This is a genomic window from Mycobacterium intracellulare ATCC 13950 (assembly GCF_000277125.1).
In the GTDB taxonomy this organism is placed as follows: domain Bacteria; phylum Actinomycetota; class Actinomycetes; order Mycobacteriales; family Mycobacteriaceae; genus Mycobacterium; species Mycobacterium intracellulare.
In genome coordinates this window covers 4,792,245-4,804,929 of sequence record NC_016946.1, presented here as the reverse complement: position 1 = coordinate 4,804,929, position 12,685 = coordinate 4,792,245, and the positions used below count along the sequence as shown (strand labels likewise).

The 12,685-nt window shown below is 67.6% G+C and carries 11 protein-coding genes and 1 pseudogene; 6 read left to right on the top strand and 6 right to left on the bottom strand.

Annotation, left to right across the window (positions count from 1 at the left end; genetic code table 11):
- Positions 1-30: 30 nt before the first annotated feature.
- The 3 genes and pseudogenes from OCU_RS47215 to OCU_RS47205 all read right to left on the bottom strand — a co-directional run bounded on the left by OCU_RS47215 (position 31) and on the right by OCU_RS47205 (position 2,885).
- On the bottom strand, positions 31-432 hold the full coding sequence (locus OCU_RS47215; protein WP_008261307.1) for a hypothetical protein: 402 nt from the start codon (positions 430-432) through the stop codon (positions 31-33).
- A 170-nt stretch (positions 433-602) separates the two neighbouring features.
- Positions 603-1,115: pseudogene (locus OCU_RS47210) on the bottom strand (PPE family protein); the annotation flags it as partial.
- 39 nt (positions 1,116-1,154) lie between these two features.
- Positions 1,155-2,885, bottom strand: a complete 1,731-nt coding sequence (locus OCU_RS47205; RefSeq protein WP_014381250.1) for an N-acyl-D-amino-acid deacylase family protein — start codon at positions 2,883-2,885, stop codon at positions 1,155-1,157.
- 47 nt (positions 2,886-2,932) lie between these two features.
- Here OCU_RS47205 and OCU_RS47200 point away from each other — a divergent pair, with 47 nt between their 5' ends.
- From OCU_RS47200 to OCU_RS47190, 3 genes are read left to right on the top strand one after another with little or no spacing between them, the layout of a single operon-like run.
- A complete protein-coding gene (locus tag OCU_RS47200; protein WP_008261301.1) occupies positions 2,933-3,304 on the top strand; it encodes a VOC family protein in 372 nt (123 codons plus the stop codon).
- Positions 3,305-3,314: 10 nt separating this feature from the next.
- Positions 3,315-3,833 (top strand): mycothiol transferase, encoded by a 519-nt coding sequence (locus OCU_RS47195; protein WP_009953511.1) that lies wholly within the window; start codon positions 3,315-3,317, stop codon positions 3,831-3,833.
- Positions 3,834-3,843: 10 nt separating this feature from the next.
- Complete coding sequence (locus tag OCU_RS47190) at positions 3,844-4,698, top strand: hypothetical protein (RefSeq protein ID WP_014381249.1); 855 nt, start codon at positions 3,844-3,846, stop codon at positions 4,696-4,698.
- A 9-nt stretch (positions 4,699-4,707) separates the two neighbouring features.
- On the opposite strand, the gene OCU_RS47185 is transcribed toward OCU_RS47190, so the two are convergent.
- Entirely contained in the window at positions 4,708-6,450 is a 1,743-nt protein-coding gene (locus tag OCU_RS47185; protein ID WP_014381248.1) for a cytochrome c biogenesis protein DipZ, read from the bottom strand.
- Positions 6,451-6,562: 112 nt separating this feature from the next.
- Here OCU_RS47185 and OCU_RS47180 point away from each other — a divergent pair, with 112 nt between their 5' ends.
- From OCU_RS47180 to OCU_RS47170, 3 genes are all read left to right on the top strand, one after another.
- Positions 6,563-7,249 carry a TetR family transcriptional regulator gene (locus OCU_RS47180; RefSeq protein ID WP_085976859.1) on the top strand — a complete coding sequence of 229 codons (687 nt, stop codon included), beginning with the start codon at positions 6,563-6,565 and terminating at the stop codon, positions 7,247-7,249.
- A 77-nt stretch (positions 7,250-7,326) separates the two neighbouring features.
- Positions 7,327-7,875 carry an MmpS family transport accessory protein gene (locus tag OCU_RS47175; protein WP_008261293.1) on the top strand — a complete coding sequence of 183 codons (549 nt, stop codon included), beginning with the start codon at positions 7,327-7,329 and terminating at the stop codon, positions 7,873-7,875.
- Positions 7,872-10,802, top strand: a complete 2,931-nt coding sequence (locus OCU_RS47170; protein ID WP_009953516.1) for an MMPL/RND family transporter — start codon at positions 7,872-7,874, stop codon at positions 10,800-10,802. Before OCU_RS47175 ends, OCU_RS47170 begins: the two co-directional genes overlap by 4 nt.
- A gap of 33 nt (positions 10,803-10,835) precedes the next feature.
- Here the strand turns inward: OCU_RS47170 and nrdF are convergent, their stop codons facing one another.
- Both nrdF and OCU_RS47160 read right to left on the bottom strand, forming a co-directional pair.
- On the bottom strand, positions 10,836-11,804 hold the full coding sequence (gene nrdF / locus OCU_RS47165; RefSeq protein WP_009953517.1) for a class 1b ribonucleoside-diphosphate reductase subunit beta: 969 nt from the start codon (positions 11,802-11,804) through the stop codon (positions 10,836-10,838).
- Positions 11,801-12,448, bottom strand: coding sequence for a superoxide dismutase (locus OCU_RS47160; protein WP_009953519.1), 648 nt, complete (start codon positions 12,446-12,448; stop codon positions 11,801-11,803). Before OCU_RS47160 ends, nrdF begins: the two co-directional genes overlap by 4 nt.
- Between the last annotated feature and the right edge of the window lie 237 nt (positions 12,449-12,685).

Here is a 12,685-nt window from a genome sequence, read left to right as displayed (position 1 = left end):
GCCCGGCTAGGCCGATGGCGGCAATCGCCGCTAGGCCGGCAGCGAGAACACCACACAGTCGTGCAGGCAGCCCCGGGCCGCATCGGGGGAGTCGGCGTCGCGGTGCAGCAGCGCGCGGGTGGGGGTCACCGTGAGCCGCACCGCGTCACCGGCTCCGCCTTCGGGCGACACCTCGGCCGCGCCGTCGACGATCAGCGAGTAGCCGCCCGGTTCGGCCGGGGGCCACAGCAGGGTGACGTCGCGGCGCCGGGCCAGGTTCTGCTGCGTGCGGCCGCCGATGAGACCGACCTCGAGGGTCTGTCCGCGCAACTCGGGTTCGACCGTCACGGTGTGCGAGCGGTATTCGTCGTCGACGGTGATCAGGTACGCGTACGGGTAATCGACGAGCGCGTCGGCGAGCGCCGCGAAATCGACTTTCTTCTTGCTGCGCATGATGTCCCAGGATAGGCGCGAACCGATGCGGCCCCGCGCTACTGCGGCGCCGGGGGCGTGAGGAACCCGGCGATGCGCGACGTGTAGCCGCGGGCGACGGCGCCGGAACTGGCGGGCCGCGTGACCGCGGTGGTGGTGTTGGAGAACCCGAGGTTTTGCAGTACCTCGTTCCAGGGCGGCAACTTCGCCACGGCCGCCGACGCGTCGGCGTGATACCCGAACATCGCCGCCACGTCCGAGGCCCACATCTGGTCGTAGGCCGCCTCGATGTCGGCGATCGCCGGGGTGTTCTGGCCCAGATGATTGTTGGCCGCCAACGCCCGCACCAGGGCCCGGTTGGCCGCCACCACCGCGGGCTGCACCGTGGCCGCCAGCGCCACCTCGAACGCGGTGGCGATGGCCGAGGCCTGGTGGGACACCTCTTCCGCCTGCGCGGCCGCCGCGGAAAGCCAACTCACGTATTGGCTGGCGACCGTCATCATGGCCGCCGACGACGCGCCCTGCCACGACCCGCTGGCCAGATCCGACGTCACCGAAGAAAAGGACGACGCCGACGACGCCAACTCCCCGGCGAGCCCGTCCCACGCCGCCGCGGCAGCAAGCAGCGGCCCGGGACCAGGACCGGAGAAAATTAGTGCCGAGTTGACTTCCGGCGGCAACCACGCAAAATGCGGGTTCGTCACGGGACCCAACTTAGCTGGTATATGCCACTTTTGGTGGCGTTATTGCAAGGGCGCCGGAGCGGGCTGACGGCCCCGCACCAACTTGCCCGGACGGGCGGCGGTGGGGACGCCGTGTTCAGCGATGATTTCCCCGGACACGATCGTGGCGACATACCCGTCCGCCGTCTGGTCCAGGCGTCGCCCGCCGGCGGGCAGGTCGTAGGTGATGACCGGCTTGTGCAGGCGCAGGGCGGCGTGGTCGATGACGTTGAGATCGGCCTTGTAGCCCACGGCGATACGGCCGCGATCGCTCAGCCCGGCGATGCGCGCCGGCACCGAGGTGAGCTCGCGAACCGCCTCGGGCACCGTGAACCGTCCGGCCTTGCGGTCCCGCGCCCAGTGGGTCAGGAAGTACGTCGAGTAGCTGGCGTCGCAGATCATGCCGTAGTGCGCGCCGCCGTCGCCGAGGCCGAGCACCACGTCGTCGCGGTGCAACAGCTCCCCGACGGTGTCCAGCGAGTTGCCCTGCAGGTTGCTGGTCGCGACCAGCAGCATGGCTTTGCCGTCGTCGTCGAGCAGCCTGTCGTAGGCCTCCTCCATCGGCTCCACGCCCTTGGCGCGGGCGCGGGCACCGATGCTGGTCGACGGGTCGGGCTCGTAGTCGGGGTCCTCGCCCAGCGGGTAGATCCAGTCCCACATCTGGGCGACGTACAGGATCGGGTGGCCCTGCCCCGGCTTGTCGGCCAGGATGCGGGCGCGGACCTCGGGCTTGCGCATCTCGGCGACCCGCTCGGCCAGCGGCAGGTGCGCGATTTCGCGGTAGCTGGGGTAGAGCACGAAGGGGTTCGCCGACAGCTGCAGCCCGATGATCAACCCGATGGGCCGCGGCAACAGCTGCGCGGTGATGTCCCCGCCCGCGGCGTTGGCCTTCTCGATCATGGTGATGGCGTCCGGCCACGACGGGTCACCCGAATTGGCGACGACGAGGGTGAAGGTCAGCGGCAGCCCGACGTCCTCGGCAACGTCGAACACCGTCTGCAGCACGGGCTGGTAGCCGCCGGCCGGGATGTCGGGGACGAACTGCAGCAGGCCGCCGCCGCCGTCCACGACGCCGCGGGCGATCTGCTCGATCTCCTCGCGGGCGGCGTCGTAACTCGGTATGGGCGAACCACTTTCGGTCTTGTGGATGGTCAACCGCGACGAGGCGAAGCCCAGCGCGCCGGCCTCGATCGCCTCCTTGGCCAACGCCCGCATCTTCGCCAGGTCGTCCTCGGTGGCCGGCTCGCGGTCGGCGCCGCGCTGCCCCATCACGTACACGCGCAGCGGCGAGTGCGGCAGGTACGCGGCCACATCGATGTCACGCTTGCCGGCATCGAGGGCGTCCATGTATTCGGGGAAGGTTTCCCACGTCCACGGCAGGCCGTCGGTCATCACGACGCCCGGGATGTCTTCGACGCCGGCCATCACGTCGACCAGGACGTCGTGGTCGGACTGGCGGCACGGCGCGAAGCCGACCCCGCAGTTGCCCATCACCACCGTCGTCACCCCGTGCGCCGACGACGGCGTCAGGCGCTCCGACCAGATGGACTGGCCGTCGTAGTGGGTGTGCAGGTCGACGAAGCCGGGCGTGACCAACAGCCCGGTGGCGTCGATCTCGCGGTTCGCCGCGGCGCCGTTCACGTCGCCGACCGCCTTGATGACGTTGTCGGTCACCGCCACGTCACCGACGTACGGCTCACCCCCCAGCCCGTCGACGATGGTGCCGTTGCGGATGATGAGGTCGCAAGTCATCCAAACAATCTACGACCGTGGCGGCGGCTCGTGCCAGGATCTTTTCCGTGATCGACCACGTGGGCATCAACTGCGCCGACTACGCAAAGTCCCAGCGGTTCTACGACGCGGTGCTGGAGACGCTGGGCTTCTCCCGGCAGCTGGATGTGGGCCCCGCCATCGGGTATGGCCGCGGGGGCAAGCCGACCTTCTGGATCTCCGGGGCGCTGGCCGGACCCAATCGCGAGGTTCACCTGGCGTTCGAGGCGCCCGACGAGGACGCCGTGCGCGCCTTCTACCGGGTGGCCGTGGAGTTGGGCGCCGAACCGCTGCACGAGCCGAGGCTCTGGCCGGAATACCACCCCGGCTACTTTGGCGCGTTCGTGCGCGACCCCGACGGCAACAACGTCGAGGCTGTCTTCCACGGCGCGCTCCCGTAGTGTCGCGAGTATGGCCCGCACCGACGATGCCGCCGTAATCCAAGACCTCCTGCGCGACGCCTTCACCCGGTTGATCGAACACGTCGACGAGATCACCGAGGGATTGACCGAGGAGGTGTCGTCCTATCGGCCGACCCCGGACGCCAACAGCATCGCGTGGCTGCTCTGGCACAGCGCGCGGGTGCAGGACCTCCAGCTGGCCGACGTGGCCGGGGTCGAGCAGGTCTGGCTGCGCGACGGGTGGGTGGACCGGTTCGGACTGGACCTGCCACAGGGCGACATGGGCTACGGGCATTCGCCCGACGACGTCGCCAAGGTGAAGGCGCCCGCGGACCTGCTGTCCGGCTACTACCACGCGGTGCACGAGCTCACCCTCGAATACCTCGGCGGGATCACCGCCGAGGAGCTGGCCCGCGTCGTGGACACCAACTGGGATCCGCCGGTGACGGCCAGCGCCCGGTTGGTCAGCATCATCGACGACTGCGCCCAGCACCTCGGGCAGGCCGCGTACGTGCGGGGGATTGCGTAGATTCGCAGGCGTGCGATTCGCGGCGAGCGTGCTGTTGTGGCTCATCACCACGCTGGCGCTGGCGGTGGCCATCCCCGCGGCGTGGACGCAGCTGCACGTCGTCGACGCCGACGGCTACGCCGCGCTGGCGCGCGGGGCGGCGGCCGACCCGGACCTGCAGTCCGCCATGGCGGCCGAACTGACCACGCGGGCAATGGCTCTCATCGCCGAACACGGCGGGGGCCGTTATCCCGTCGACAGCTCCGACGTGCACGATGCCGCCAGCGCTTTCACCGCCGGGCCGGCCTTCCCGCCTCTGTTCGCCCAAGCCAACCGCGCGGCGCACGGCTGGCTGTTCGGTGACCCGGGGGGCGGCGAGAACGGCGATCAGTGGGCGGTCGACGTCGCCCCGATGCTGGGCGACGACTCGATCCGGCCGCTGCTCAGCCGTTACAACGTGACCGTTCCCGCGAAACTGGCTGTCCCGCTGACGGTTTCGATGCCACAAGCGATGCGTCAGGGGCGGCTGAGCCGGCTGTCCACCTGGGGGCCGTGGGTAAGCGTGGGGGCGGCGGCGTTGTGCGGGGTCTGCGCGCTGCTCACGCTGGCCGCCGCGCGCCGGCGCGGCAAGGCGCTCAGCAGCCTGGGGGTGTCCGCCCTGCTCGTCGGCGCGGCCGGGTGGGCCGGCCTCGAGGTCGCCGGCCGCTACGTCGACAAGGCGCTCAACCGCACCACCGGCGACATCCGGCGCGTCGCCGAGGCGATGGTCGGACACGCCGAAGCCGGTGTGCACCAATGGCTCAACGTCACGCTGCTGGCCGGCGCCGCCCTGGTGGGACTCGGCGTGGTCGTCGCGATGGTCGGCAGTCTGTGGAAGAAGTCGTGAGCCGCCCCGCTACCCGAACGTGAACGAGAAGACCTGCAGGCCCTTGCTGACCCGCATGTCCAGCTGGTCGCGGTGCGCGGAGTCGTCGGCGACGATCCGGTGCAACGTGGGCGCCCCGCCGATCGGTGTGGTGGTGGTCGTGCCGTCCCGGGTCACGGTGAGCGTGCCGGTGCCGCCGACCACGGCGTAGACGTCCTTCGCGGTGTAGTTCAGCCGGACGGTGGCGTCGTCGCCCTCGGCGGTGGCGCCCTGATCGTCCAGGGTCCAGCGCCCGCGCAGGGCGAACGTGTCGTCGGCCAGGGTCGGCGGAAAGCTCAGCGTGACGGTGCCCGACGTGTAATCGCCGGTGCCGCCGTAGTTTCCGGACCTTTCGACACCGAGGTAGGTTTCGGGCGTGAGCCGGGTCTGCGGGGTGGTGTCGGCCGAACTCGTCGGCGCGGGCAGCGGCGCGCCGGGGTGGGCGTCCGCGAGCAGTTGGCGGATCAGTTTTTCGGTGCCGTCGTAGTCGCCCTCCCCGAACTTCGTGTGCCGCACTTGCCCGTTCGCGTCGATCAGGTATTCGGCCGGCCAGTACACGTTGTGGAAGTTGTTCCACGTCGCGTAGTCGTTGTCCAGGGCGATGGGGTAGGGGATGTGCAGGTCGGCGGCGCCGCTGGCCACGTTCTCGGGGACCCGCTCGAACGCGTACTCCGGCGTGTGCACCCCGATGACGACGAATCCCGCGTCGTGATACCTGTTGTACCAATCGATTACGTGTGGGATCGCGCGCTGGCAGTTGATACACGAGTAGGCCCAGAAGTCGATCAACACGACCTTGCCGCGCACCTCGGCGGGGTCCAGCGGCTTGCCGTCCGGGGTGTTGAGCCACCCGGTGACGCCGGTCAGGGCGGGCGCGGGCCCGCACTGTTGCAGCTCGTCCGAACCGCTGGAGCAGTCGCTGAGCGCCCCCTCGACGGTGACGCTGGGCGGGCTCAGCGCCAGCCCGGTGCCGCGGTTCGGCTGCTGCGCGGGGGTGGGGTTCAGGCTGTGCCCGATGTCGTTGGCGCCCAGCTTGTTCTGCATCGCCGTCGTGTAGTCGGGGACGGCTCGCTGCAGCATCGCCGGCAGGTTGAACACCAGCGCCGCGGCCAGCACGATCATCGCGATCCCGCCGGCGATCTGAATCGCACGCTGCCGTCGGCGGAACGCGGCGACGCGCTCGGCGACGCGCCGCCCGGCCAGCGCGAAGGCCAACAGCGGCACGGCATTTCCGAGGGCGAAGGTCGCGGTCAACACCAGCGCGCCCGGACCGATCGACGAGGTTCCGCCGGCGACCACGATCGCCGCGAGCACCGGACCGGCGCACGGCACGTAGAGGGCGCCCAACGTCAGACCGAGGCCGAAACCGTCTGCGTTGGCGCCGATTTGGCGCTGCGGGAGGTAGGCGAACGGCCGTTCGATCAGGTGCTGCACCGGCGGGAAGATCAGCCCCAGGCCGATGAGGGTCAACACCACCAGGGCGGCCCACCGGATCGCGTCCTGCGGCAGGTGCAGCGCCGTCAACAGCGCGGAGCCGAGCAGGGTGGCCAGGCTGAAGCTGCACACCAGCCCCGCGATCACCAGATACGGGCGGGACACCGAACTCACGCGGCGGGAGTCGGCTCGGGTACCGCCCGCACCGGACAGCAGGATCACCGGGAGCACCGGCAGGATGCACGGCGAGATGCCGGTGATCAGCCCGCCGAGAAACCCGATCAGGGCGATGGTCTGCACGCGCTATTTCCAAGGACGCGACGGGAGCATGGTTCCACCTTTACCCGTTCGCGCCGCCGACGAGAGTGACCTCGCACAAATCACGCAACGTGCGTTATACAAATCACACGACGTGCGTTACGCTCTTCCGGTGGCGCAACTGACATTCCAGCGTGCCCGCACCGAGGAAAAGAAGCGCCAACGTGCGGAGGCCCTCGTGGAAGCCGCACGCTCGCTGGCGATGGAGACGGGCGTCGCGTCGGTCACCCTGACCGCGGTGGCGAGCCGCGCCGGAATTCACTACTCGGCGGTGCGCCGCTACTTCACCTCGCACAAGGAAGTGCTGCTGCGCCTGTCCGCCGAGGGGTGGGTGCGGTGGTCGAACACCGTGTCGGACAAGCTGGCCGAGCCCGGCGCCAAATCGCCGTCGCGCATCGCCGGGACGCTGGCCGAGGCGCTGGCCGACGATCCGCTGTTCTGCGACCTGCTGGCCAACCTGCACCTGCACCTGGAGCACGAGGTGGACGCGGAGCGGGTCATCGAGGTCAGGCGCATCAGCACCGCCGCCACGCGCTCGCTCGCCGATGCCATCGAGAGGGCGCTGCCCGAGCTCGGGCGGTCGGGGTCGCTCGACATCCTGCTGGCCGCGTACTCGCTGGCGGCCACCCTGTGGCAGGTCGCGAACCCGCCGGCGGATCTCACCGACGTCTACGCCGAGGAGCCGGAAGTGGCTCCGCCGGAGTGGAATCTGGACTTCGCGACCGCGCTGACGCGCCTGCTGACTGCCACGTGCATCGGGCTCATCGCGGAAGCCGCATGAACTCAGGGAGGGAGGCCGGTAACGCTGTGGCTTGGCGATCTTCAACCGGTGAACACGGGAAGGGACTTGGAGCGCCCATGACGACGACTGAGCCAAGGACCGAGCCGCTGCAGCAGCAGGGCTCCGCCGGCGGGGAGGGCGAAAAGGCCGCTCCGCAGCGCGCCAAGAAAAAGGGGGTTTTGGGGCGTTTCTGGCTGGTGCTCACGATCGCGGCTGTCGTCGCGCTGTCGGGTTTCGTCGTGTACCGGTTGCACGGCGTCTTCGGCGTTCACCGCGGTTCGTTCGGTGGTGGCACCTCGGGAGAGGTCCTCGACGAGTTCAACGCCAAGACGATCACGCTCCAGGTCTGGGGCCCGCCGGGCAGCACGGCGACCATCAACTACCTCGACGAAAACTCCCATCCGCAGCAGGCCCTCAACGTGCCCTTGCCCTGGAGCAAAGTATTGAGTTCAACGAAGCCCGGCATCCCGGCAAACCTGGTGGCGCAAGGCGACGGCAGTTGGATCGCCTGCCAGTTCGTGGTGAACAAGCACGACGGAAGCGGTGACGTCATCAAGACGCCGAATCGCTCGGATCCCAACCAAACCGTGAACGCCTTCGTCTATTGCCTGGACAAGTCCGCATGAGCGAGCCGGGCGAGGTTCCGCCGCGCGTCGATCAGCCGCTGATCCCGCCGTTCCTGCCGCGGATGATCCACAAGCTGGCCCTGCCGATCGTCCTGGTGTGGTTGGGCATCGTGTTCGTCACCAACACCGTGGCCCCGCAGCTGGAGGTCGTCGCCAAAACCCACTCGGTGTCGATGAGTCCGACCGACGCGGCGTCATTCCAGTCGATGATGAAGGTCGGGTCGACGTTCAAAGAGTTCAACTCCGACAACTCGGCCATGATCCTGCTGGAGGGCGACAAGCCACTCGGGGCCGAAGCGCACCGCTACTACGACGAGATCGTCAGGCGCGTCGAGCAAGACAAGAAACACGTCCAGCACGTCCAGGATTTCTGGAGCGATCCGCTCACGGCGGCGGGTTCCCAGAGCCACGACCAAAAGGCCGCGTACGTCCAGGTTTACCTCGCCGGCAACATGGGCGGCGGCCTGGCGAACGAGTCCGCCGCGGCCGTCCGCAAGATCGTGGACTCGGTACCCGCGCCGCCGGGAATCAAGGCATACGTCACCGGCGCGGGTCCGCTGTTCGCCGATCAATCCCACGCGGGTGAGAAGGGCGTAGCGAAGGTCACGCTCGTCACGTTCTTGGTGATCATCTTGATGCTGCTATTCGTCTATCGGTCGGCGATCACCATGCTGATCATGCTCGTCATGGTGTTCATCGAACTGGCGGCGGCCCGTGGCGTCGTCGCGGTCCTGGGAAACTACGGGATCATCGGGCTTTCCACCTTCGCCAACAACATGCTGGTGCTGATGGCGATCGCCGCCGGGACCGACTACGCGATCTTCGTGGTCGGCCGCTACCACGAGGCCCGTGGTCTGGGCGAGTCGCGCGAAAAAGCGTTCTACACCATGTTCCACAGCACCGCGCATGTCGTGCTCGGGTCGGGATTGACCATCGCCGGCGCGATGTACTGCCTGAGCTTCTGCCGGCTGCCGTACTTCCAGACGCTGGGCGTGCCGTGCGCGGTCGGCATGCTGGTGGCGGTTCTCGCGGCGTTGACGCTGGGCCCGGCGGTGTTGACGGTGGCGTCGTTCTTCAAGCTCATGGACCCGAAGCGCAAGCTGCAGACCCGGGGCTGGCGTCGCATGGGCACCGCGGTGGTCCGCTGGCCCGCACCCGTTCTCGCGGTGACCATCGCGGTCGCGTTGGTCGGTCTGCTCGCCCTGCCCGGTTACAAGACGGACTACGACAACCGCCACTTCCTGCCGGCGGACACCCCGGCCAATGTCGGTTATGCCGCCGCGGATCGGCACTTCGACCAGGCTCGGCTCAATCCCGAGCTGTTGATGATCGAGACCGATCACGACCTGCGTAACCCGGCCGACTTCCTGGTCCTGGACAAGGTCGCCAAGGCGGTCTTCCACATCCCGGGTATCGGCCGCGTGCAGACCATCACCCGGCCGTTGGGCACGCCGCTCGACCACAGCACCCTCGGGTTTCAGATGGGCGCGCAAGCCGCGGGGCGGATCCAGACCCAGCACTACCAAGAGGAGCAGGCGAACAATCTGCTCAAGCAGGCCGACGAGCTGCACAAGACGATGGCAACGCTGCACGAGCAGATGCAGGTGACCCAGGATCTGAGCAACACCACGCACGAAACCACCAGGCTCACCAAGGAAACCGTGCAGATCACCGAGAGGTTGCGCGACGACATCGCCAACTTCGACGACTTCCTCCGGCCGATCCGCAGCTACTTCTACTGGGAGAAGCACTGCTACGACATCCCGGCCTGCTGGGCACTCCGGTCGGTCTTCAACGCGCTCGACGGCATCGACCAGGTGGCCGAGAACATCGTGAACCTGAGCGCGAACCTGGACAAGCTGGATCGGATCCAGCCCAAGCTGGTGGCGCTGATCCCCCCGCAGATCGAGAGCCAGCAGCGCAACCTCGACACCATCATGTCGAATTACGCGATCACACAGGGACTTAACGAACAGGCGAAAGCGCAGGCCGACAACGCCACCGCGCAGGGCGATGCCTTCGACAAGGCGAAGAACGACGACACGTTCTACCTTCCGCCGGAGGCGTTCAAGAGCCCGGATTTCGCGCGGGGTCTCAAGCAGTTCATATCGCCGAACGGGCACGCCGTCCGGCTGATCATTTCCCACGAAGGCGACCCGGCGACCCCCGAAGGCATCAACCACATCGAGCCGATCAAGCAGGCCGTGCACGAGGCGATCAAGGGCACCCCCTGGGAGGGCGCCAAGGTCTACCTCGGCGGCACCGCGGCGACGTACAAGGACATGCACGACGGCTCCGACATCGACCTGATCATCGCCGGAATCGCCGCGGCCACTTTGATTTTCGTCATCATGCTGGTGATCACCCGAAGCGTCGTGGCGGCCGTCGTGATCGTCGGCACGGTGTTGCTGTCGCTGGGCGCCTCGTTCGGACTCTCCGTGCTCTTATGGCAGTACATCCTGGGTTTGAAGTTGCACTGGATGGTGCTGGCGATGGCGGTCATCCTGCTGCTGGCGGTCGGCTCGGACTACAACCTGCTGCTGATATCGCGGTTCAAAGAGGAAATCCACGCCGGGCTCAAGACCGGGACGATCCGCGCGATGGCCGGTTCGGGCTCGGTGGTCACCTCCGCCGGTCTGGTGTTCGCCGCGACGATGGCCACGTTCATGTTCAGCCCGCTGCTGGTGATGGCCCAGGTGGGTACGACGATCGCGCTGGGTCTGCTGTTCGACACCTTGATCGTGCGGTCGTTCATGACACCGTCGCTGGCCACCTTGCTCGGGCGTTGGTTCTGGTGGCCGCAGCACGTGCGGCCACGGCCGGCCAGCACCATGCTGCGACCGTACGGACCGCGTCCCGCGGTGCGCGAGCTGATCCTCAACGACGTCGAGGAGCACCCGCCGGGCGGATTGGTACAGCCGCGCTGATCCTACGAAGCGTGAGCAGCCCGCTGCGGGTGGTCAGAAGTCCCAGTCCGCGTCCTCGGTGGCCTGGTGGGAGCCGATGACATAGGAGCTGCCCGACCCGGAGAAGAAGTCATGGTTCTCGCCGGCGCCGGGATCGAGCGCCGAGAGCACCGCCGGATTCACCCGGCAGTCCGACGGCCCGAACATCGGTTCGTACCCGAGGTTGGCCAGGGCCCTGTTGGCGTTGAACCGCATGTAGGGCAGCACGTCATCGGTCCAGCCCAGGCCGTCGTACAGATCGTGGGCATAATCAATCTCGTTGGTGTACAACGCATTCAACAGCTCGTAGGTGTACTCGCGGTGGCCGGACCGCTCTGGTTCCGAAAGCTCGGCGAGTCCGCGCTGACACTTGTAGCCGATGTAGAAGCCGTGCACGGCTTCGTCGCGGATGATCAGCCGGATGATGTCGGCGGTGTTGGTGAGCTTGCCGCGCGAGGACCAGTACATCGGCAGGTAGAAACCGGAGTAGAACAGAAACGATTCCAGCATGACCGACGCCGCCTTGCGTTTGAGGGCGTCGTCCCCGCGGTAATAGTCGACGACGATCTGTGCCTTGCGCTGCAGGTGCGGATTGCGCTCGGACCAGTCGAAGGCGTCGTCGATCTGGCGGGTGGAGCACAGCGTCGAAAAGATCGAACTGTAGCTCTTGGCGTGGACCGATTCCATGAACGCGATGTTGGTCAGCACCGCCTCCTCGTGGGGCGTGACCGCATCGGCGATCATCGACACCGCGCCGACGGTGGCCTGCGTCGTATCGAGCAACGTGAGCCCGGTGAACACTCGCACGGTCGTCTGCTGCTCCTGCGCGGTCAGCGTCTGCCATGACGCCGAGTCGTTGGACAGCGGCACCTTCTCCGGCAGCCAGAAGTTGCCCGTCAGCCGATCCCATACCTGCGCGTCCTTGGGGTCGGGCAGGCGATTCCAGTTGACCGCCCGCATTCGATCCACCGATCGGATGCTCATCGCGCGCCGCCGATCTCGTCGCTGCTGCGTAGCCCGGACAGGTCGCCGCGGCGAGCGGCCTCGAAGCGGACGGCGACGTCGGCCCAATTCACGATGGACCACAGCCTGTCGACGTAGTCGGCCTTGACGTTGCGGTACTGCAGGTAGAACGCGTGCTCCCAGGCGTCGAACACCAGCAGCGGAGTGCTGGTGATCGCCACGCTGATGTGGTGATCGTGAATCTGGTGCACGACCAGACGACGCCCGATCGGGTCCCACGCCAGCGCGCCCCACCCCGAGCCCTGCACGCTGGAGGTGGCCCCGGTCATCTCGGCGCGGAACGCCTCGAATCCGCCGAAGAACTCGTCGATGGCGGCGGCCAGTTCCCCCTCGGGCCTTTCGGCGGCCTCCGGCGAGAGATTCGTCCAAAAGATCGAGTGCAAGGCATGGCCGGCGAGGTGAAACGCCAGCGTCCGCTCCAGGCCCGGCAAGTGGGCGAGGTTGCGCTCGGCACGCGCCTCGGCGAGCTGGTCGACGGTCGAGTTGGCGCCCTTGACGTAGGCGGCGTGATGCGCGTCGTGGTGCAGCTGCATGATCTCGCCGCTGATCGCGGGCTCGAGCGCACCGTAGTCATAGGTCAGGTCGGGCAGGACGTAGTGGGGCATGGCTCTCCCTCGTCGGTGTGGGCTGTCGTCCGAACATACCGCGAGATTTCGGGTAGCCAAATAATTTGTTCCGAGGTACCGTAATTCGTGTCGGTGGGTGTACCGACAGCCACGCGGCCCGCACCGGTTCTCCGGTGCGGGCCGTACCTTTCAGTGGTGAAAACGGCAGCAGGGCACACCAAAAGACTCAGCGCCCAGGAGGAGATTCCTGGGCGCTGGGTGGGTGAATACCGCTTA

What these genes read in the sequence shown, in the direction of transcription:
- OCU_RS47215 (WP_008261307.1), bottom strand. Translation starts at nt 432, where the DNA reads ATGCGCAGCAAGAAGAAAGTCGATTTCGCGGCGCTCGCCGACGCGCTC.
- OCU_RS47205 (WP_014381250.1), bottom strand. Translation starts at nt 2,885, where the DNA reads ATGACTTGCGACCTCATCATCCGCAACGGCACCATCGTCGACGGGCTG.
- OCU_RS47195 (WP_009953511.1), top strand. Translation starts at nt 3,315, where the DNA reads ATGGCCCGCACCGACGATGCCGCCGTAATCCAAGACCTCCTGCGCGAC.
- OCU_RS47175 (WP_008261293.1), top strand. Translation starts at nt 7,327, where the DNA reads ATGACGACGACTGAGCCAAGGACCGAGCCGCTGCAGCAGCAGGGCTCC.
- OCU_RS47170 (WP_009953516.1), top strand. Translation starts at nt 7,872, where the DNA reads ATGAGCGAGCCGGGCGAGGTTCCGCCGCGCGTCGATCAGCCGCTGATC.
- nrdF (WP_009953517.1), bottom strand. Translation starts at nt 11,804, where the DNA reads ATGAGCATCCGATCGGTGGATCGAATGCGGGCGGTCAACTGGAATCGC.
- OCU_RS47160 (WP_009953519.1), bottom strand. Translation starts at nt 12,448, where the DNA reads ATGCCCCACTACGTCCTGCCCGACCTGACCTATGACTACGGTGCGCTC.